Source organism: Streptomyces sp. NPDC005263, from assembly GCF_042872365.1.
In the GTDB taxonomy this organism is placed as follows: domain Bacteria; phylum Actinomycetota; class Actinomycetes; order Streptomycetales; family Streptomycetaceae; genus Streptomyces.
The window spans coordinates 175,015-196,457 of record NZ_JBIAKJ010000011.1; the positions used below are offsets into that span (position 1 = coordinate 175,015).

At 68.0% G+C, this 21,443-nt stretch carries 16 protein-coding genes; 10 read left to right on the forward strand and 6 right to left on the reverse strand.

Going from position 1 to position 21,443, the window contains the following annotated elements:
• Window positions 1-58 precede the first annotated feature (58 nt).
• The 4 genes from ACFYRY_RS37095 to ACFYRY_RS37110 all read right to left on the reverse strand — a co-directional run bounded on the left by ACFYRY_RS37095 (window position 59) and on the right by ACFYRY_RS37110 (window position 5,569).
• The gene (locus ACFYRY_RS37095) at window positions 59-1,585 is read right to left on the reverse strand and encodes a glycosyltransferase family 87 protein (RefSeq protein WP_389156026.1); all 1,527 of its coding nucleotides are present in this window, start codon (window positions 1,583-1,585) and stop codon (window positions 59-61) included.
• Between the two features lie 196 nt (window positions 1,586-1,781).
• Complete coding sequence (locus ACFYRY_RS37100) at window positions 1,782-2,168, reverse strand: hypothetical protein (protein ID WP_389156029.1); 387 nt, start codon at window positions 2,166-2,168, stop codon at window positions 1,782-1,784.
• Window positions 2,169-2,317: 149 nt separating this feature from the next.
• A complete protein-coding gene (locus ACFYRY_RS37105; protein ID WP_389156031.1) occupies window positions 2,318-2,698 on the reverse strand; it encodes a hypothetical protein in 381 nt (126 codons plus the stop codon).
• Between the two features lie 192 nt (window positions 2,699-2,890).
• Window positions 2,891-5,569, reverse strand: coding sequence for a transglycosylase domain-containing protein (locus ACFYRY_RS37110; RefSeq protein ID WP_389156034.1), 2,679 nt, complete (start codon window positions 5,567-5,569; stop codon window positions 2,891-2,893).
• Window positions 5,570-5,944: 375 nt separating this feature from the next.
• Between ACFYRY_RS37110 and ACFYRY_RS37115 the strand changes: the two genes are divergently transcribed.
• The 3 genes from ACFYRY_RS37115 to ACFYRY_RS37125 all read left to right on the forward strand — a co-directional run bounded on the left by ACFYRY_RS37115 (window position 5,945) and on the right by ACFYRY_RS37125 (window position 9,177).
• Window positions 5,945-6,625: a PadR family transcriptional regulator gene (locus ACFYRY_RS37115; RefSeq protein ID WP_356764761.1), complete on the forward strand. Its 681-nt coding sequence runs from the start codon at window positions 5,945-5,947 to the stop codon at window positions 6,623-6,625.
• 44 nt (window positions 6,626-6,669) lie between these two features.
• Window positions 6,670-7,752, forward strand: a complete 1,083-nt coding sequence (locus tag ACFYRY_RS37120; RefSeq protein WP_389156037.1) for an inositol-3-phosphate synthase — start codon at window positions 6,670-6,672, stop codon at window positions 7,750-7,752.
• 138 nt (window positions 7,753-7,890) lie between these two features.
• Window positions 7,891-9,177, forward strand: a complete 1,287-nt coding sequence (locus ACFYRY_RS37125; protein ID WP_389156040.1) for an MFS transporter — start codon at window positions 7,891-7,893, stop codon at window positions 9,175-9,177.
• A gap of 47 nt (window positions 9,178-9,224) precedes the next feature.
• On the opposite strand, the gene ACFYRY_RS37130 is transcribed toward ACFYRY_RS37125, so the two are convergent.
• Window positions 9,225-10,667 (reverse strand): CCA tRNA nucleotidyltransferase, encoded by a 1,443-nt coding sequence (locus ACFYRY_RS37130; RefSeq protein ID WP_389156043.1) that lies wholly within the window; start codon window positions 10,665-10,667, stop codon window positions 9,225-9,227.
• Window positions 10,668-10,924: 257 nt separating this feature from the next.
• Between ACFYRY_RS37130 and ACFYRY_RS37135 the strand changes: the two genes are divergently transcribed.
• The 7 genes from ACFYRY_RS37135 (at window position 10,925) to trxA (ending at window position 20,720) form a co-directional block, all read left to right on the forward strand.
• A complete protein-coding gene (locus tag ACFYRY_RS37135) occupies window positions 10,925-13,285 on the forward strand; it encodes a DUF6049 family protein (RefSeq protein WP_389156046.1) in 2,361 nt (786 codons plus the stop codon).
• Between the two features lie 44 nt (window positions 13,286-13,329).
• A complete protein-coding gene (gene murJ, locus ACFYRY_RS37140; RefSeq protein WP_389156049.1) occupies window positions 13,330-15,657 on the forward strand; it encodes a murein biosynthesis integral membrane protein MurJ in 2,328 nt (775 codons plus the stop codon).
• A 118-nt stretch (window positions 15,658-15,775) separates the two neighbouring features.
• Entirely contained in the window at window positions 15,776-17,497 is a 1,722-nt protein-coding gene (locus ACFYRY_RS37145; RefSeq protein ID WP_389156052.1) for a protein kinase family protein, read from the forward strand.
• A gap of 26 nt (window positions 17,498-17,523) precedes the next feature.
• Entirely contained in the window at window positions 17,524-18,249 is a 726-nt protein-coding gene (gene sigM, locus ACFYRY_RS37150) for an RNA polymerase sigma factor SigM (protein WP_389156055.1), read from the forward strand.
• Window positions 18,246-19,175 (forward strand): anti-sigma factor family protein, encoded by a 930-nt coding sequence (locus ACFYRY_RS37155; RefSeq protein WP_389156058.1) that lies wholly within the window; start codon window positions 18,246-18,248, stop codon window positions 19,173-19,175. The genes sigM and ACFYRY_RS37155 overlap by 4 nt, the downstream gene beginning before the upstream one ends.
• 204 nt (window positions 19,176-19,379) lie before the next feature.
• Window positions 19,380-20,348 (forward strand): thioredoxin-disulfide reductase, encoded by a 969-nt coding sequence (gene trxB, locus ACFYRY_RS37160; protein ID WP_389156060.1) that lies wholly within the window; start codon window positions 19,380-19,382, stop codon window positions 20,346-20,348.
• Window positions 20,349-20,387: 39 nt separating this feature from the next.
• The gene (trxA, locus tag ACFYRY_RS37165) at window positions 20,388-20,720 is read left to right on the forward strand and encodes a thioredoxin (protein WP_119101956.1); all 333 of its coding nucleotides are present in this window, start codon (window positions 20,388-20,390) and stop codon (window positions 20,718-20,720) included.
• Window positions 20,721-20,772: 52 nt separating this feature from the next.
• Here the strand turns inward: trxA and ACFYRY_RS37170 are convergent, their stop codons facing one another.
• Window positions 20,773-21,390, reverse strand: coding sequence for a GNAT family N-acetyltransferase (locus ACFYRY_RS37170; protein WP_389156063.1), 618 nt, complete (start codon window positions 21,388-21,390; stop codon window positions 20,773-20,775).
• Window positions 21,391-21,443: the final 53 nt, after the last annotated feature.

A 21,443-nucleotide genomic window follows, 5' to 3' on the forward strand; every position in this document is an offset into this window, starting at 1 on the left:
GGAGGTTCGTGTACGGCCTTGCGTAGGGGCGGTCCCAGCCCGCCCGCACGGCGTTCGCTCAGGGCGAACTGTCCGGCGAAGGCGGCGTGGGCGACCCGGCTGCGCTGCCCCATTCCACCTGAGGCCCGTCGAAGTGGGCCGCGTGCCGCGGCGGATGCGCGGAAGGACCCAGGACGAAGACGTCCTCCGCACCGTCGAGGACACCGCCCGAGGGGTCGTCGTCACCGGCCAGGCGCACCACGTCCCGCTCGGGCATGAGGATGTCGCGCACGACCATCACACACAGGTACAGCGTGCCCAGCAGGTGCAGCGCGATGGCCCAGTGGTAGCCGTCGGTCGGCAGGCCCTTGTGAGCGTCTCCGCTGCTGGTGTACGCGAGGTACATCCAGATCCCCAGGAAGTAGGCCACCTCGCAGGCCTGCCAGATCAGGAAGTCGCGCCACTTCGGCCGGGCCAGGGCGGCCAGCGGCACCAGCCACAGGACGTACTGCGGTGAGTACACCTTGTTGGTGAGGATGAAGGCCGCGATGATCAGGAAGGCCAGCTGGGCGAAGCGCGGACGGCGCGGAGCGGTCAGGGCCAGGGCCGCGACGCCGGCGCAGCACAGCAGCATCAGCAGTGTGGCCATGGTGTTGACGGATTCGGTGCTGGGCGGGTCGTTCGAGTTCTGCGCCCAGATCAGCCAGAAGGAACCGAAGTCCACGCCCCGCTCCTGGCTGAACGTGTAGAACTTCGACCAGCCGTCGAAGGCGAAGAGCATCACCGGCAGGTTCACCACCAGCCAGGAGACCACCGCCCCCGCCAGGGCCGTGCCGAACTGCCGCCACTTGCCCGCGCGCCAGCACAGCAGGAGCAGGGGCCCGAGCAGCAGGAACGGATAGAGCTTGGCGGCCGTGGCGAGCCCCAGCAGGACACCGAAGGCGAGGGAGCGGCCCCGTGACCACATCAGCATCGCGGCGGCCGTCAGAGCGACCGCCAGGAGGTCCCAGTTGATGGTGGCGGTGAGGGCGAAGGCCGGCGCCAGGGCGACCAGCAGGCCGTCCCAGGGGCGCCGGGCATGCGTACGGGTCACGCATACGGCGATGACGGCGGCGCACGCCAGCAGCATCCCGGCGTTGACCATCCAGTACCACTGCTCCTGGTCCTGGATGGTGCCGCTGCCGGGTGTGAGCCACGAGGCGACCTCCATGAACACACCGGTGAGCACCGGGTATTCGAGGTACTGCATGTCGCCGGGCAGCTTGTCGAAGTAGGGGACGAGCCCGTCGGCGAAACCACGCCCCTGGTACAGGTGCGGGATGTCGGAGTAGCAGGCGTGCGTGTACTGCGAACTGGCGCCGAAGAACCAGGCACCGTTGTAGCAGGGTGCCTTCTGGACCAGGCCGAGGACGAACACGCCGATCGCCACCAGCGCGATCACCCGGACGGGAGTCCACCAGGACGCACCGAGCAGAGCGCGCCGACCGAGGGGGCCACCGATCAGCTCACTCCCGGCCGCGGCGACCGCGTCCTCCTTCGTCGGCCGTACCGGCTCCGGCTCGTGCACGCTCGCTTGCGTCGATTCTGCGCTGGGCATGTCGCACATCCTGCCGTATGCGCCTGAGGACCGGTGCGGGGTCGGGGAGGGATGTCCGGCCCGTCCTGTTCCACGACGTCGTGCGCGCGCGTGCCGGCCACGGCAGGGGTGTGTGCGGGCAGCTTGCCCGGCTGGTGGGCTCGTCCAGCCGGTGGGCTCGCACCCACCCGGTCGGCTCGTCCGGCCGGTCGGCTTGGCTGTCACATCAGCTTGTCGGTGACGCCAGCTTGTCGATCCAGCGGTCCGGGCACGTCTCATGCGTACGGACCACGCCGAAGATCACCGAGTCGCTGAGCGGGCCGGCCTTCTGGAAGCAGACCTTCCACTGCTGCGGGGTGACGCGCTCGAGCTGGCCGCCGCCGTTCGCTTCACTGAGCCCGTACCCAAAACGCGCCTGTACGGCCGCCTCGAGCGCGGCGGGCAGACTCTTGCCCACCTGACTGGGCAGCGGGGCCTTGGGACTCGCGGCTGGGGAGGTGGCCACCGCGGGCTCGCCCGCCCCGGAGCCCGAGCCCGAGCAGGCTGCCGTAGCTGCGAGGCAGGCCGCGAGGACCGCGCCGGACACGGCTCGGCGGCGGGCTGTGTGCTTCAACTGACGCATCCTTCGTTTCCATCCGGCCATCCGAGGCACATCCCGTCCTCGGCTGTCCGAGGCACATTCTCCTGCCGCACGAACCGGCGCACGAACCGGCGCACGAAAAGGGTGCGGGCCCCCATGGCCCGCACCCCCACAGCGCCTGCTCAGGCCGAGTCGCCCACCCAGTAGCCGCAGCCGAGGATCTTGTAGCCGTCGTACTCGCCGTAGCAGGCGTTGTAGCTGACGTAGGTGCCCTCGGCGATGTCGAGGTTCACGTCACGCGTGGTGTTGACACCGCCGGCGTTCCAGTACGTGAGGTGACGGGAGCCGTATTCGATCTCCGAGACCGCCGAGTGTCCGTCCTTGTTGTTGTCGAGGATGTACAGGTGCTCCCCGTCGTCCTCGAAGAACGTCCGCGATCCGTTCGAATTTGCACCCGCATCCCAGCCGATCGAGTCCCAGTCGAACGCCTGGGCAGCGGTACCCACCAACGTCAGCGCGGCCGCGATGGGCAGCACGACGAGAGAGCGCTTCAGTGCGCGCAAGATTGCAGTCCTTTCAGAAGGCCGTACGTGGCCCAGAGCAAATATTCGAACAAAATACTAAGATCAGGTAAGAGCGCAGTCAAGGTACTTCACCTGCAAATGAGTCAAGGGTGGCCGCCACGCGTTGAACGCGTGGCGGCCACCCTTGACTTCACCTACCCGGACGGAGGCCGTACTCCGGTCGGGCCGGGATCAGCCCGCCGGGCCTCCGAAGAGGCCGCCTCCGTTTCCGTTGCCCCTGGTGTTGCCCTGCGACTCCGTGGCCGTGGGTGAGGACGTCACGCCCCCGTCGGTGCCACCGGTGTCCGGGCCGCTGGTCTCGCCGGTGCACTGAAATTCGAACTGGCAGGACTCGCTGGCCGTCGGCGTCGGGGAGGCTTCCGACTCACTGGGCGTCGGACTCGGTGTCGGGCTCGCCGTCGGGGTGTCGCTGACGGTGGGGGTCGGAGTGGGGCTCGGGAGGTCGTTGATGACCTCGCCGATGGGCGTCGGCGTCGGGAAGGGCAGCGGCGGTGTGCCCTTCAGCGCCTGCTCCATGTAGTCGTGCCAGATCTCGGACGGGAACGAGGCGCCGTGGATCTTCTCCTGGCCACCCGTGCCGTACATCTTCAGGAACGTGCGGTTCTTGCTCTTCTCGTTGTCGTCGTAGCGGAACATGCTGATCGACGTGGACAACTGCGGGGTGTAGCCCACGAACCAGGCGGACTTGTTGCCGTCGGTGGTACCGGTCTTGCCCGCCACCTGACGGTCGCTCAGCTGAGCGTTGGTACCCGTGCCGGACTTGACCACGGTCTTGAGCACGTCCGTCACGTTGTCGGCGACTTCCGGCTCGAACGCTTGCTTCGTCTCGTCCTGGTGCGTGTAGACCGCGCCGTCCTTGCCCGTGACCCTCAGGACGGAGAAGGGCTCGCGCTGCTTTCCACTGGCCGCGAAGGTGGAGTACGCACCCGCCATACGGATCGCGCTCGGGTCGGAGATGCCGATGGAGAAGGACGGGTAGCCGGTGCCGGTCAGGCTGCCCGGCAGGAGACCCGCGTCCTCCGCCGACTCCTTCACCTTGTCCAGCCCGACGTCCATGCCCAACTGCACGAAGGCGGAGTTCACTGACTCCCTCATGGCCTCACGGAGGTTGATCTTGTAGCCCGGGGGAGAGCCGTACGACTGCTTGCCGTCGTTCTCCTGGAGCCACTCGTTGCCGTCCTCGTTCTTCCAGATCGATCCGTCGTAGTTCTTGATCTTGAGATCGTTCTGGCCGCTGTAGAGGCTCTGCGGGTTGACCTTGGTCCGCTCGTCCTGGGCCTGGTTCTCCGGGAGATCCTTGTCCCGGACACCCCACTTCATCGCCGCCGCGAGCACGAACGGCTTGAATGTCGAGCCGACCTGGGCACCGGTCACATCGGCGTTGTTGGTGAAGTGCTTGGTGGCGTCCTCACCGCCGTAGATGGCCTTGATGGCGCCGGTCTCCGGGTCCACGGAAGCGCCACCGAACTGGACATATTTGTCCGTGTCCGGGCGCTCCTTGGGCTTGATGTTCTTCTTCTGAACGTTCTCGACCGCGGCCTTGAGCTCGTTGACCTTCTTCTTGTCGAAGGTCGTGTAGATCGACAGGCCGCCCTCCCGCAGCCTCCGCTCGGTGATTCCCGTCTTGGCGCTGTTCCTGACCAGTGAGGCGTTGGCCAGGTCGACCAGGTAGCCCACCTGGCCACTCAGCGCGTTGTTCGAGCGGGGGTTCTTCCAGTCGGGGAGGGAGGTGTACTTGGCGCGCGTCGCGGCGTCCAGATGGCCGTACTGGACCATCTTGTCGAGGGTGTTCTGCATCTGCCGCAGGGCCCGCTTGCTGTTGGCCGTGTCGGTGGCGGCCGGGTCGAAGCTGGTCGCACCCGCGGGGTCGTAGTACGTGGCGCCCTTGAGCATCGCCGACAGGAAGGCGCACTCGCCCGGGTTCAGCTTGGCGGCGTCCTTGTCGAAGTAGGCTCGCGCGGCCGCCTGAATGCCGTAGGCCCCGCGACCGTAGTACGCGGAGTTCAGGTAGCCCTCCATGATCTTGTCCTTCGGCACGGTGGAGCCCACCTTGATCGAGACGAAGATCTCCTTGAACTTACGCGAGAGGGTCTGCGACTGGTCATCGAGCATCGCGTTCTTCACGTACTGCTGGGTGATGGTGGAGCCACCCTGCGTCTCACCGCCCCTGGCCATGTTGAGCACGGCGCGGGCGATGCCCTTGGGGTCGATGCCGCTGTCGGTGTAGAAGGTCTTGTTCTCCTGCGAGATCACGGCGTTCTGCATCGCCTTGGGGATCTGCGCGAGGTTGATCTCCTGACGGTTCGTCTCACCGCCCGTCGCGACCATCTCGGACTTGTCGGACCAGTAGTAGACGTTGTTCTGGGCCCTCGCGGTGTCGGCCAGGTTCGGGACCGTGACCATGGCGTACGCCAGGCCCGCGACGGCCACCATGCTGCCGAAGAACCCGATGAACAGCCCGGTGACCAGCTTCCACGACGGCACCCAGCGCGCCGCGCCGTACTTGCCGGCGCGCGGGTAGTCGATGATCCGCTTTCTGTCGGAAGCGGCAGCGCGGCCACGACCGGGCCCGTTGGGGCCGCCGCGTCCGCCGGGTTCGGCCGCTCTGCGCCGGCCGCCACCACTTCTCTGTGTGGCCCGACGGGACTCGGCGCGACCGCCGTACGGACGCTCGCCTCCCGGACCATTGGGATCCGACTCGTGGGCACTGGTCCCATAGGAGCCGGACTGAGATCCGGTGGCGCCTCGCGGTGCCGCGCGGCGGCCTGGGGACGAGCCGGACTGGCCGCGTCGGGCCGCGGCACGTCCGCCTCCCTGCGGCTGCGGCGGTTTGCGACGGTGCTCGCTCATCGAACGACTACTCCTCGGGCAGGCGCACTCTTGCGCGCCTGGAAACGGCAGCTGGTTTCCGGTCCCCCCGAAGTACGGATGTGGTCGGTCTCGCATTCACCCGTACTGCACCGAGGACAACGACGCCCCCCAGACGTCACTTGGTTCCCGGTGATGTGCATGGCGCACAGACTACGCACCCTAAAAACCCGCCAGGCTCCGAAGTCCACCCGAATTCAGGCAACTCACTCCCCGTGAAGCAGTGATGTGATCCCGTTCACCATCCCCCCACTTGTCGCATCCGTAAGGCCGTTCTATCGTCGTGATGTATCGAGTCGATACATCAGCTCGGCATAAAGTCCGTCACGGCCCGACCGCGACAGGGAGGAGGCGACCATGAGCCGGCGTTCCGGGATCCTCGAGTTCGCCGTACTCGGCCTGCTCCGCGAGTCCCCGATGCACGGCTATGAGCTGCGCAAGCGACTCAACACCTCGCTCGGGGTGTTCCGCGCGTTCAGCTACGGAACCCTGTACCCCTGTCTCAAGACCCTGGTCGCCAACGGCTGGTTGATCGAGGAGCCGGGGCACACCTCCGAGGACGCCCTCGCCGCACCACTCGCAGGGCGTCGGGCGAAAATCGTCTATCGGTTGACGGCGGAAGGTAAGGAGCACTTCGAGGAGCTCCTCTCGCAGACCGGGCCCGACGCGTACGAGGACGAGCACTTCGCTGCTCGCTTCGCCTTCTTCGGGCAGACCTCTCGTGACGTGCGCATGCGCGTCCTTGAGGGCCGTCGCAGTCGGCTCGAGGAACGCCTGGAGAAGATGAGCGCCTCGCTGGCGCGCACCCGGGATCGCCTCGACGACTACACGCTTGAGCTGCAGCGCCACGGGATGGAGTCCGTGGAGCGCGAAGTGCGCTGGCTGAACGAGCTCATCGAGAGCGAGCGGGCGGGCCGGGACCTCAAGGGTCCCGGCCATGGAGAGCCCGCTCGTGACACCACAGAGGGAGCGCCGGGCGTTCTGCCCCGGACGGGGGACACCCCCGGTCCGGATACGCCCGGCGACACCACCATGTGAGGCCCCTGCCAGGGCCCCACTCGTACACACAGGGAGCAACCGGAATGGGTTCGGTGCGCGTAGCCATCGTCGGCGTGGGCAACTGTGCCGCGTCGCTGGTGCAGGGAGTCGAGTACTACAAGGACGCCGACCCGGCGTCGAAGGTCCCCGGCCTGATGCACGTCCAGTTCGGCGACTACCACGTCGGTGACGTCCAGTTCGTCGCCGCGTTCGATGTCGACGCGAAGAAGGTCGGCCTCGACCTCTCGGACGCCATCGGGGCCAGCGAGAACAACACCATCAAGATCTGCGACGTCCCGAACAAGGGCATCACGGTTCAGCGTGGCCACACCCTCGACGGCCTCGGCAAGTACTACCGCGAGACCATCGAGGAGTCCGCCGAGGCCCCGGTCGACATCGTCCAGGTCCTCAAGGACAGGGAAGTCGACGTCCTCGTCTGCTACCTGCCTGTCGGCTCCGAGGACGCGGCGAAGTTCTACGCCCAGTGCGCCATCGACGCCAAGGTCGCCTTCGTCAACGCCCTTCCCGTCTTCATCGCCGGCACCAAGGAATGGGCGGACAAGTTCACCGAGGCGGGTGTCCCGATCGTCGGCGACGACATCAAGTCGCAGGTCGGCGCCACGATCACGCACCGTGTGATGGCGAAGCTGTTCGAGGACCGCGGTGTCCGTCTTGAGCGCACCATGCAGCTCAACGTCGGCGGCAACATGGACTTCAAGAACATGCTGGAGCGCGACCGCCTGGAGTCCAAGAAGATCTCGAAGACGCAGGCCGTCACCTCGCAGATCCCCGACCGCGACCTGGGCGAGAAGAACGTCCACATCGGTCCCTCGGACTACGTGGCCTGGCTCGACGACCGCAAGTGGGCTTACGTCCGTCTCGAGGGCCGTGCCTTCGGTGACGTCCCGCTGAACCTGGAGTACAAGCTCGAGGTCTGGGACTCCCCGAACTCCGCCGGCGTCATCATCGACGCGCTGCGCGCCGCGAAGATCGCCAAGGACCGTGGCATCGGCGGCCCGATCCTCTCGGCGTCCTCGTACTTCATGAAGTCCCCGCCGGTCCAGTACTTCGACGACGAGGCCTACGACAACGTGGAGAAGTTCATCAAGGGCGAAGTCGAGCGCTAGCGAGACAAGGCGCTGCGCGCAAGCGAGACAAGCACCGCGCGCCGGCGAGACAGCTGAAACCGCTCCTGCCAGAGCTGTTGAGGGTCCCCCGGGTGGGTACTGCCCGGGGGACCCTCTCCGTATGTGAGGCTGTGCCCCATGCCCGTCGTGCGTGATCTGCGCGTCCTGCTCCGCCTCCGGAACTTCCGACGTCTGCTCGTCGTGCGCCTGCTCTCCCAGGGCGCCGACGGTGTCTACCAGATCGCACTCGCCGCCTACGTCGTCTTCTCACCGGAGAAGCAGACCTCAGCCACCGCCATCGCCTCCGCGATGGCGATCCTGCTGCTCCCGTACTCCCTGGTGGGCCCCTTCGCCGGCGTCCTCCTGGACCGCTGGCGCCGCCGCCAGGTCTTTCTGTACGGCAACCTGGTGCGCGCCCTGATGGCATCGGCCACAGCCGTCCTGATCGTCAGCGATGTTCCCGACTGGCTCTTCTACGTCTCCGCGCTGTGTGTCACCGCCGTGAACCGCTTCGTCCTGGCCGGCCTGTCCGCCGCGCTGCCCCGGGTCGTGGACCCCGAGCGACTGGTGATCGCCAACTCCCTCTCCCCGACCGCCGGAACGCTCGCCGCGACCGCTGGCGGCGGTCTCGCCTTCGTCGTACGGCTGGCGGTCGCGGATTCCGACGCGGCGGTGGTGCTTCTGGGAGCCGGGCTGTATCTGTGCGGAGCTCTCGCCTCGTTACGCATGGCACCGGAACTGCTGGGGCCCGACCGAGAGTTGGTACAACCTCGCCTGTCGACAGCTCTCACCGGCACCGCCCGTGACCTGGCGGCAGCAGTGCACCATCTCGCCGCTCCCGAGCGCAGGCAGGCTGCATGGGCGCTCGGCACGATGTCGTTGATGCGGTTCTGCTACGGCGCCCTGCTGGTCATGGTGCTGATGCTCTGCCGATACACCCTGACGTCCGATCCCGAAGACGGTCTCGCCCTACTGGGGCTGGCCCTGGGTTTCTCCGGCGCCGGTTTCTTCGCCGCCGCGGTCGTGACGCCCTGGGCGGCGGGCCGGTACGGGCCCGCGCGATGGATCGTCATCTGTGCCGCTGCTGCCGCAGTTCTGGAGCCCGCGCTCGGCCTCCCTTTCGCCACAGCCCCCATGCTCGTCGCAGCATTCGTCCTAGGGCTGATCACCCAGGGCGCGAAGATCGCAACGGACACGATCGTGCAGTCCTCGGTGGACGACGGCTTTCGGGGCAGGATCTTTTCCGTCTACGACGTGCTCTTCAACGTCGCCTTCGTGGGCGCCGCGGGCGTCGCCGCTCTGATGCTCCCGCCAGATGGCCGTTCGGCGCCGCTGGTGGTCACGGTCGCCGTCGTCTACGGGATGGTCGGAGCGTTGTTTCACGTGAAACAGGGCCCCTCGGCGCGGTCGAGCTCGCCGCCCTAGCAAGCCGCGGGTCATGTTTCACGTGAAACATGACCCGTTTCACGGCCTCAGCTCTGTGCGGCCCACCACTCCTTGAGCGCGGCCACCGCCTCGTCGTGCTTCAGGGGCCCGTTCTCCAGCCGGAGCTCCAGCATGTGCTGGTACGCGCGGCCGATGGCCGGGCCCGGGCTGATGCCCAGGATCTCCATGATCTGGTTGCCGTCGAGGTCCGGACGGATCGCGTCCAGCTCCTCCTGCTCCTGTAGCTGGGTGATCCGCTCCTCCAGGCCGTCATAAGCCCGCGAGAGCGCGGCGGCCTTGCGCTTGTTGCGCGTCGTGCAGTCCGAGCGGGTCAGTTTGTGGAGGCGGTCGAGCAGGGGGCCGGCGTCACGGACATAGCGGCGGACCGCGGAGTCCGTCCATTCACCGGTGCCATAGCCATGGAAGCGCAGGTGAAGTTCAACGAGACGCGAGACCTCCTTCACCAGGTCGTTGGAGTACTTCAGCGCGGTCATGCGCTTCTTGGTCATCTTCGCCCCCACCACCTCGTGATGGTGGAAGGAAACCCTGCCGTCCTTCTCGAAGCGACGGGTTCGCGGCTTGCCGATGTCGTGCAGCAGTGCGGCCAGCCGGAGGGTCAGGTCGGCGCCGTTCTCTTCCAGAGCGATGGCCTGCTCCAGGACGATCAACGTGTGCTCGTAGACGTCCTTGTGCCGGTGATGCTCATCGCTCTCCAGGCGCAGCGCCGGAAGCTCGGGCAGCACGTGGTGGGCAAGCCCGGTATCCACCAGCAGCGTCAGGCCCTTGCGCGGGTGCGTGGACAGGATCAACTTGTTCAGTTCGTCCCTGACCCGCTCGGCCGAGACGATCTCGATGCGCCCGGCCATCTCCTTCATGGCCGTGACGACCTCAGGGGCGACCTCGAAGTCGAGCTGCGCCGCGAAACGTGCGGCCCGCATCATCCGCAGCGGGTCGTCCGAGAAGGACTCCTCGGGCGTGCCCGGAGTGCGCAGCACCCGCGCCGCGAGGTCGTCCCGCCCTCCGTGAGGATCGATGAACCTCTTCTCCGGCAGCGCGACGGCCATCGCGTTCACAGTGAAGTCGCGACGGACCAGATCTTCCTCGATGGAGTCGCCGTACCTCACCTCCGGCTTGCGTGAGGTTCGGTCGTACGCCTCCGACCGGTACGTGGTCACCTCGATCTGGTAGCCGTCCTTCTGCGCCCCGACCGTGCCGAAGGCGATCCCGACCTCCCACACGGCGTCCGCCCACGGCCGCACGATCTTCAGTACGTCGTCGGGGCGGGCGTCAGTCGTGAAGTCCAGGTCGTTGCCGAGCCGGCCGAGCAACGCGTCCCGGACCGAGCCGCCGACCAGGGCGAGCGAGAACCCGGCCTCCTGGAAGCGGCGGGCGAGATCGTCGGCGACAGGGGCGACCCGCAGCAGTTCACTCACCGCGCGGTGCTGCACCTGACTCAGGGCACTGGAGGTGTCTTCGTTGGCATTCGGCACAACAGAAAAGGGTACGTGGCCCGGGCGACCGCGAGCGCCTCCATTAAATGCGCACAGACCCTCCACCCGACCCAGCGCAGGGCCTGCCCTCGAACTACACGGAAGCGACCCCATTGATACGTGCACATTAGGGACAGCACGGCGTGCTTGGCCGATCTTGTGGAGCAGTCCGCGGCACTTCCCCTCAGCGCGCATCGTTACCATGCGTGGACGCACATTCCGACGACCACTGACGACGACGAGGGACGGGCGAGCGCGTGGCCGAGGCGGCAGACTTCCAGGGGGCCAGTGCCTCACCTGCCCGCCGCTGGCTGCGGCGCACCGGAGCTCTGCTCGCCGGGGCGCCCCTGCTGGCCGGACTGTTGCAGCTGCCCGCCGCCACGCCCGCGCGGGCCGCCGACTCGGGCACCGTATCCGTGTCCCTCGACACACTCACTCCCAGCGTCCCCACGGACGGCGACACGGTCACGGTGTCGGGCACGGTGACCAACACCGGCAAGCAGGCCGTCACGGACGCCCACGTGGGACTACGGGTGGGACCCGAGCTGACCACCCGCTCGGCCATCGACAACGTCGCCAAGAACAGCAGCGACGTCCAGGCCGCCACCGGCCCGGAGATCGGCGGCAAGTACATCGAGAAGTTCTCCACACTGACGCCGGGCGTCGCCGAGCCCTTCTCCATCTCGGTTCCGGTCGACGAACTGGACCTCGGCGACAGCGGCGTCTACCCATTCGCCGTCTCGCTCTCCGGAGAGACGTCCGCGCAGCGCTGGGATCGGGTGCTCGGCACGGAGCGGACGCTCCTGCCGTGGCAGTCCGACGAGGCCGACGCCAGGACGAAGACGACGTATCTGTGGCCCTTGATCTCCACCACTCACATGACTGCGGAGACGGGGTCGAACGAGCAGCAGACGCCGGTCTTCCTCAACGACGACCTCGCCAAGGAGATCTCCCCGGGCGGCCGCCTCGATCAGCTCCTGTCGCTGGGCAAGGATCTCGACGTCACCTGGGTGATCGACCCGGACCTGCTCGCCTCCGTCGACGCGATGACCCGCCCCTACCGGGTCAGGTCGGGTGACACGACCCGGGCAGGCACCTATCAGGCGGTCGCGAAGCAGTGGCTCGCCGAGCTCCAGGAAGCCGTGGCGGCCAAGGAGGTCGTCGCCCTCCCCTTCGCCGACCCCGATCTCGCCTCCCTCGCACACAACGGCACCAGCGTCACCGGCTCCCTCAGCCATCTCAACGAGGCCACCGATGTCGCCGCCACCACGGTGCGGACCGTGCTCCATGTGACACCCAGCACCGACTTCGCCTGGCCGGTGGAGGGCGCGGTGGACCCGTCGATCGTGAAGGTCGCCACCTCCGCCGGCGCCGACAAGGTGATCGCCCGCAGCGACAGCCTGCAAGAAACGGGAAACCTGTCGTACACCCCCTCGGCCGCCCGCCCGATCGGCGGCGGCACCACGGCGGTCGTCGCGGACGCGCGGCTGTCGACAGCGTTCCAGGGCGACCTGACGAAGGCCTCCGCCTCCACGCTCGCCGTGCAGAATTTCCTCGCTCAGAGTCTCGCCCTCGATCTGCAGACGCACGAGCAGCGCAGCGTCGTCGTCGCCCCCCAGCGCATGCCGTCCGCGCCGCAGGCCCAGGCGATGGCTGAGGCGCTGACCGCCCTGCAGAGCAGCAACTGGTCCGAGCCTCAGGATCTCACCGCGGCGGCCGCCGCCAAGCCGGACCCGGAGGCCACCACGACCGTGCCGTCGACGTCCAGGTACCCCTCCTCGCTGCGCAAGCAGGAGCTGCCGAGGTCGGCCTTCATGGAGATCGCGACCACCCAAAACAAGCTCGACAATTTCAAGGTGATCCTCAGCGACCAGTCCCGGGTGGTGACCCCCTTCGGGCGGGCCGTGAACCGAGAGATGTCCACGTCCTGGCGCGCCCGGAACACCGAGGCGAGTTCCTTCCGGGGTGACGTCCAGGCGTACGTGGACGAGCTGACCGATCAGGTCAAGCTGATCGAAAAGTCCGAGACCAAGCTCTCCGGACGCAGCGCCACTATCCCGGTGACCGTGCAGAACAACCTGGTGCAGGGCGCCGACCACCTCGTGCTGCGGCTCACCTCACTGAGCCCCAAGCGCCTTGAGATCGGCGACGACTCCTACTCCGAGCAGCAGGTCGAGGTCTCCGGCGGCCACAGCCAGACGGTGAAGTTCGCCACAACGGCCAAGGCCAACGGTCAGGCAACGGTGGTCGCCCAGCTGTACACGGAGGACGGGCAGATGTACGGCGCCCCCGTCAGGTTCGATGTGAAGGTCACGGAGTTCACCGCCACGGTGATGCTGGTCATCGGCGGCGGTTTCCTCCTGCTCGTTCTCGCCGGCTTCCGGATGTACACCCAGCGCAAGCGCGCGGCCGCCCGTGAGACCGAGGAGGACGGCCCCGACGAGACGGGTGAGGCCGTCGACGTCCCGGAGAACCCCGACGGCGGCGATGACCGTCTCAAGGGAGAGTCCGGCACTCAGACCCGGGCAGACGACCCGCAGCAGCCGAGTGACCCGGCACCGGACACCGCAGCGGAAAGCGCCGACCCTTCCGGCGCGAGTGAGAGAGTGGACCGTTGAGGATGTCGTGGCCGGTGGGCCCGGGACGATGAGGTGGGGTAACCATGAACGCGCCGTACGACGGTGACCGCGGCCAGGCCGCGGGCGGCTCGGGCCACCCCGAGGGCCCGCCGCCCCAGGACGGCCAGGTCCCGCCGCAGTCCCCCGCCGACATGTACCTCCAGGACGCCTACGACCAGGACCCCTACCGAGCGCAGGACATCTACGCCCAGGATCCGGTCGCCGAGGCGCTCTACGACCGTGCCGCCCACCCCCCGCCGGACCCGGGCACGTACCAGCCGCAGCAGCCCCTGTACGCCCAGCCTCCCCAGTCGCCGTACGCCCCTGACCCGAACGTGTGGGCGCAGACCCCAGCGCCCGAGCCGGAGGGGCCGACCCAGTACCTGCCGTACGGCGACGACCCCCGCACCACCCAGTTCGTGGGTGTCGACGACCTGGTGAGCCAGGCCGGCCAGGAGCGCCACGAGCCGGATGCCTTCGCGCACCTCTTCCGCGACCAGCAGCAGGGCGGCGGCCCGTCGCCGTACGAGCCCCCGCCGGTGCCCGGCCCGTCCCCGGCTCCGCACGCGGGCCAGTACCCAGCGGCGACACCGCCCGTCCTCGGCCAGTACCCGGCAACGACACCCCAGGGCCAGTACCAGGCAGCACCCACCCCGCCCGCCCCTGAGGTGCCCGCTCCGGCGGCCCCTGCGCCCGCATCAGCGCCCGCACCGGCTTCCGCCGCTCCCGCGGCGAAGAAGAGCGGCCGGGCCACGGGACTGCTGAAGTCGAGCGCCGTCATGGCGGCGGGCACGATGGTCTCCCGCCTCACCGGCTTCATCCGCTCCGCGCTGATCGTCTCCGCCCTCGGCGTCGGCATGCTGGGCGACACCTTCCAGGTGGCCTACCAGCTGCCCACGATGATCTACATCCTGACCGTCGGCGGCGGCCTCAACTCCGTCTTCGTGCCACAGCTGGTGCGCGCCATGAAGGAGGACGAGGACGGCGGTGAGGCGTACGCCAACCGGCTGCTGACCCTCGTGATGGTGGCCCTCGGCGCACTGACCGTCCTCGCGGTCCTCGGCGCGCCGTTGCTGATCCGGCTGCTGTCCGACTCGGTGGCCAGTGACCCGGCGGCCAACGAGGTCGGCGTCACCTTCGTCAGCTACTTCCTGCCCTCGATCTTCTTCATGGGCGTCCACGTGGTGATGGGACAGATCCTCAACGCCCGCGGGAAGTTCGGCGCGATGATGTGGACGCCCGTCCTGAACAACATCGTCATCATCGTGACGCTGGGCATGTTCATGTGGGTCTACGGCACCGCGGCCGACTCCGGCATGAAGGTCACGACCATTCCGCCGGAGGGCCAGCGGCTCCTCGGCATCGGCGTCCTGCTCGGTCTCGTGGTGCAGGCACTGGCGATGATCCCGTACCTGCGTGAGACCGGCTTCCGGCTGCGACTGCGCTTCGACTGGAAGGGCCACGGCCTCGGCAAGGCCGTCACGCTCGCCAAGTGGACCGTCCTGTTCGTCCTCGCCAACCAGGCCGGCGCGATCGTCGTCTCCCAGCTGTCCACCGCCGCGGGCGCCGACTCCCCGGTCGACGGCACCGGCTTCGCCGCCTACGCCAACGCCCAGCTGATCTGGGGCCTGCCGCAGGCCATCATCACCGTGTCCCTGATGGCCGCCCTGCTGCCCCGCATCTCCCGCTCCGCGGCGGAGGACGACCCCGGTGCCGTCCGCGACGACATCTCCCAGGGCCTGCGGACCACGGCCGTCGCCATCGTTCCGATCGCTTTCGGCTTCCTCGCACTCGGCATCCCGATGTGCACGCTGATCTTCGGTTCCTCAGGCGTCAGCGAGGCCACGAACATGGGGTACATGCTGATGGCCTTCGCCCTCGGCCTGATCCCGTACTCGGTGCAGTACGTCGTCCTGCGCGCGTTCTACGCCTACGAGGACACCCGTACTCCCTTCTACAACACGGTGATCGTCGCCGTGGTCAACGCGACCGCCTCCGCACTGTGTTACCTCGTACTGCCGCCCCGCTGGGCCGTGGTGGGCATGTCCGCCTCGTACGGTCTCGCCTACGCGATCGGTGTCGGCGTCGCCTGGAACCGACTCCGGAAGCGGCTGGGTGGCGACCTGGACGGCAACCGCGTGCTGCGCACGTACGCCAGACTGGGCATCGCCTCGGTGCCGGCTGCCCTGCTCAGCGGCGCTGCCTGCTACGGCATCGCCCATTCGCTCGGGCAGGGCGTCCTCGGCTCCTTCGCGGCCCTGATCGCAGGTGGCGCGGTGTTGCTCGGGGTCTTCTTCGTCGCCGCTCGCCGCATGCGCATCGAGGAGCTGAATTCTCTGGTCGGGATGGTGCGAGGCCGTCTGGGGCGCTGACGCAGGAGTTCGCGCACAACCATCGTCCGCCACCGTGTGTCGTGCATGGCAGCGGACTGTGGGCACAATTGGTTTCGGCGTCACACGACGCGCAATGGATGGGGAGGCAGGGACGACGGTGGCGGAACGGAGCACGGCTGCCGTCGACGTGGCAGACAACAGCGGTGACGAGCCGCTGACCGCCAAGGCGGACCAGTCCACGGCCGACGGGGTGGCCAATAACCGGGAGCGGGACACGGAAGACGTCGAGGCACAGGGGAGTGGCGGGACCGAGAGTCCGAAGAAGGCCTCATCGCCGGAGCTGCACAGCGGCCACAAGCTCGCCAGACGCTACCGCCTGGAGGAGTGCGTCACCCGTCTGGACGGATTCAGCAGTTGGCGTGCCGTGGACGAAAAGCTGCGGCGTGCCGTCGGCGTCCACCTCTTGCCCGCGGACCACTCACGGGCCCGCTCGGTGCTGGCCGCGGCACGTTCCTCCGCGCTGCTGGGCGATCCACGCTTCGTCCAGGTCCTCGACGCCGTCGAGGAGAACGACCTCGTCTATGTCGTCCACGAATGGCTGCCCGACGCCACCGAGCTGTCCACGCTGCTGGCCGCCGGCCCGCTGGAGGTGTACGAAGCCTCCCAGATGGTCAGCCAGATCTCCTCGGCCATGGCCGCCGCCCACCGCGAGGGCCTGGCGCACCTTCGGCTGAACCCGAACGCCGTCCTGCGCACCTCGACCGGTCAATGGCGCATCCGCGGCCTCGCCGTGAACGCGGCGCTGCGCGGCATCAGTTCCGACACCCCACAGCGCACCGACACGGAGGCGATCGGTGCCCTGCTGTACGCGGCGCTCACCCAGCGGTGGCCGTACGAGAGCGACGCCTACGGTCTGTCCGGCCTGCCCAAGGACATCGGGCTGATCGCCCCCGACCAGGTGCGCGCGGGTGTCCACCGCGGCCTGTCCGAGCTCTCCATGCGGGCGCTGGCCAACGACGGCGCCACCGCCTCCCGCCACGAGTCCCCGTGCACCACGCCCGAGGAACTGGTCAAGGCGATCGCCGAGATGCCCCGCATCCGGCCTCCGGAGCCCACGTTCACCTCCCCGCCTGACTACCAGCGCACGACGTACCAGCAGGGCACATACGGCCGTCCGTCCGCGCACATGGGCGCCACCCAGCCGGTCCCCGCGCCACCGCCCCCGCTGCAGACCCGTACCGGCAGGGCGTTGAAGTGGGCTGTCTCGGCCCTCCTCATCGCCGCACTGGGCCTGGGCAGTTGGCAGCTGGCGGACGCGCTGATGGGCCAGAGCGACAAGCCCGACGACACCGGCAACACGCAGACGACCGACGGAAACGACAAGAACAGCACCGCTCCCAAGCCGGTCAAGACACTGAGCATCGAGCGCGCCAGCGAGTTCGTGGCGAAGGGCGACGCCCAGCACCCGGGCGACGTGGACAAGACCTTCGACGGCAAGGCGTCGACGTACTGGAAGACGAGCACCTTCCTGCAGGGGCCGCCCCTCGAGCCCTACAAGCCAGGTGTGGGCATCGTCTACGACCTGGGTTCGGCGCAGGAGCTCTCCGGCGCCAGCATCGGGCTGCGCTACTCCGGCAATCACACGACGGCCAAGCTGTACGCTGCCGACTCGCTGACGCCGCCCTCGCTGGACTCGATGAAGGAGATCGGCCACGTCAGCACGAACGGTACGACGGCCACGGTGAAGGTCACCAAGCCGGTGAAGACGCAGTACGTGCTCGTCTGGCTCACCGCTGTGCCGTACTCGGCAGCGGATCCGAGCGCGTACAGCGATCCCGGCTACAAGCAGGCCATTACCGACGTGAAGTTCACTGGCTGAGCAGTAGCCAAGGGGAAGGGGGCCCGATGGCAGATGACACCGCGTACGGCGACACGAGCGATCAGGACCTCCTGGCCCTCCACGTAGAAGGCGATCCGGAGGCGTTCGGCGAGATCGTGCGGCGGCACCGCGACCGGCTCTGGGCTGTCGCCCTGCGGACACTGGGGGACCGCGAGGAGGCCGCTGACGCCGTCCAGGACGCCCTCGTGTCGGCGTACCGGGCCGCCCACACCTTCCGGGGCCAGTCGGCCGTCACGACCTGGCTGCACCGGATCACGGTGAACGCGTGTCTGGACCGTGCTCGTAAGGCGGCCTCACGCAAGACGTCGCCGGTCGATGACACCGAGCGCATGGAGCAGCTGCTGGAGCCGCACGAGTCGGCCTCGGCACCCGCAGAGCGCAAGGATCTCCACCGTCAGCTGGTGGAGGCACTGGGCACCCTTCCGCCAGACCAGCGCGCCGCGCTCGTCCTCGTGGACATGCAGGGCTATCCGGTCGCGGAAGCCGCCCGCATGCTCGATGTGCCGACCGGGACGGTGAAGAGCCGCTGCGCCCGAGGCCGAGCCAGGCTCCTCCCCCTCCTCACCCATCTGCGGCCGGACAACACCGGCGACGGCAGACAAGCAGGCGCGGGGCGGAACCGGACGCAGGGGACATCCGTCCCACCCGCAGCGGGACCACGTGAGACAGGTCCCCCGGACGCAGGGCCAAGCGATTCAGCCGCGGTGAAGGGCGGAGGTGGGCGAGCGTGACATCCACGACAGAGACGGCCGGGCACCCGGACGTCGCGGAGATCTCCGACCTCACCGAGGGCCTGCTCGAACCGTCACAGGCCGCGGACGTACGACGGCATCTGGACGAGTGTGAACTCTGCGCGGACGTCTACGCCTCGCTGGAGGAGATCCGCGGGTTGCTCGGAACCCTGCCGGGTCCCCCACGCATGCCCGCAGACGTCACCAGCCGGATCGACGCGGCCCTCGCCGCGGAGGCCCTGTTGCACGCCACGGCGCCCGAAGCCGTGGACTCGCAGCCGCCCGTTGCCGCGACAATCCAGTCCGACTCCTCCACGGCGGACGGCAGCTCGCGTGTTTCACGTGAAACATCGGCGGCAGCCGACCGTCCCTCGGGCCGCGCCCATGTATCGACGACCGGACCGGGGCGTAAGCGTCAGATGGGCGGCCGACGCAGGGGTGTCGTTCTCGGGGCCGTGTTCACGGCCGCCGCCCTGGGATTCGGCTCCGTGCTGCTGTCGTCCATGAACGACGGCAAGCCGTCCGGCCCCGAGGCGGGTGGGCAGCACTCCACCTCTGCCGACACCTTCGCGGAGGGCAAGCTGGAGAAGCAGGTCACCGATCTGCTCGCCACGAGCCGGAGCGGAGGGAGCGGATCCCGCTCGCCGCACACCCGCGGCTCGGAGTCCGTCCCGGGCAACGAGCCCAAGATCCTTCGGGACCCGATCCCGGTGCCCGGCTGCGTCCAGAAGGGCATCGGCCGCAGCGACTCGGCACTCGCGAGCGAGCCTGGGACCTACAAGGGAACGGACGCCCTGCTCGTGGTGCTCCCCGACACGTCCGACACCTCCCACGTGATGGCCTACATCATGGACACAGCCTGCGTGGCAGACCCTTCCGTCGGCAAGGCCAAGGTTCTGCTGAAGCAGTCCTACGCGCGGTCCTGAGCGCCCTCCGGAGCGAGTCCCGCACTCCGCCGTGAGGGCACACGCTTCGCCCTTCGGCTCCCGTGGCACCCCGAGCGGTGACGTCTCTCCGTGTGCCCGGACACAGCGGGAATGCGCGACCCTTAGGATCCGTTGGGTGGGGTGAGAGTTCTGAGAGGAGCTCCCCCGGTTCTACGACGCTGTCCAGAGACGAGGAATCAAGCCGTGACCGACGTCCGTAACGTGATCATCATCGGCTCCGGGCCGGCCGGCTACACGGCGGCGCTCTACACCGCGCGCGCGTCGCTGAAGCCGCTGGTGTTCGAGGGCGCCGTCACCGCGGGTGGTGCGCTGATGAACACCACTGAGGTGGAGAACTTCCCGGGCTTCCAGGACGGCGTCATGGGTCCCGAGCTCATGGACAACATGCGTGCCCAGGCCGAGCGCTTCGGCGCCGAGCTCATCCCGGACGACATCGTCGCCGTCGACCTGAGTGGTGACATCAAAACCGTCACCGACACGGCCGGCACCGTTCACAAGGCCAAGGCCGTCATCGTCACCACTGGTTCGCAGCACCGCAAGCTCGGTCTACCGAACGAGGACGCTCTGTCGGGTCGAGGTGTCTCGTGGTGCGCCACGTGTGACGGCTTCTTCTTCAAGGACCAGGACATCGCCGTGATCGGTGGCGGCGACACCGCGATGGAGGAAGCCACTTTCCTCTCACGCTTCGCCAAGTCCGTGACCATCGTCCACCGCCGGGACACCCTGCGCGCCTCCAAGGCGATGCAGGAACGCGCCTTCGCGGACCCGAAGATCAAGTTCGTGTGGGACAGCGAGGTCGCCGAGGTACAGGGCGACCAGAAGCTGGCCAGTCTGAAGCTGCGCAACCTCAAGACCGGCGAACTCTCGGACCTCGCGGTGACCGGCCTGTTCATCGCGATCGGCCACGACCCGCGCACCGAACTCTTCAAGGGACAGCTGGAGCTGGACGAGGAGGGTTACCTGAAGGTAGAGGCGCCCTCCACTCGGACGAACCTGACCGGTGTCTTCGGCGCAGGCGACGTCGTCGACCACACCTACCGTCAGGCCATCACCGCCGCCGGCACCGGCTGCTCGGCCGCCCTCGACGCCGAGCGGTACCTCGCCGCCCTCGCGGACGAAGAGAAGGCCGAGCCCGAGAAGACCTCCGTCTGACCCAACCCACCCCACGCACAACCAGTTAAGGAGCCCGCCGTGGCCGGCACCCTGAAGAATGTGACCGACGACTCCTTCGAGCAGGACGTCCTCAAGAGCGACAAGCCTGTTCTGGTGGACTTCTGGGCCGCCTGGTGCGGTCCGTGCCGCCAGATCGCGCCGTCCCTCGAGGCGATCGCCACCGAGTACGGCGACAAGATCGAGGTCGTCAAGCTGAACATCGACGAGAACCCGGGTACGGCCGCCAAGTACGGCGTCATGTCCATTCCGACGCTGAACGTCTACCAGGGTGGCGAGGTCGCCAAGACCATCGTCGGTGCCAAGCCGAAGGCCGCGATCGTCCGCGACCTTGAGGACTTCATCGCCGAGTGAAGTTTCACGTGAAACACGATGGGGCCGGCCCGGCAGGGCCGGCCCCATCGTGTTAGAGCGGGCGCAGTGCCGGTTCCTTCTGAACTGCCCCCAGCAACCGGTCCAGTGCCATCTCCACGTCCTCTTTCCAGGAGAGGGTGGTCCGCAACTCCAGTCGCAGGCGTGGGTACGTGGGATGCGGCCGAACTGTTTTGAAGCCCACCGCCAGAAGATGGTCTGCAGGCAACAGACAGGCCGGTTCCTTCCAACGCGCGTCGCCGAACGCCTCAATCGCCTTGAAGCCCCGCCGCAACAGGTCCTTGGCCACCGTCTGCACCATCACACGCCCAAGGCCCTGCCCCTGGTACCCCGGCATGATGAACGACGTCATCAGCTGCACCGCGTCGGGCGAGACCGGACTCGTGGGGAACGCTGTCGCTCGGGGGACATAGGCCGGAGGGGCGTAGAGCACGAAGCCCACCGGCACGTCGTCCACATACACGACTCTTCCGCAGGAACCCCAGTCCAGCAGGACGGCGGAGATCCAGGCTTCCTTCTCCAGGGCGGGCGTTCCCGCCTTTATCGCTGCTTGGCCACTGACTGGATCCAACTCCCAGAAGACACACGCGCGACAGCGCTTGGGGAGGTCCTGAAGGTTGTCCAGCGTGAGCGGTACGAGCCGGCGCCCCATAAAGGCTGTTCCTCGCTTCCTTCACCCGCCGCGTCGCGGGCGGCAGTCAGAGC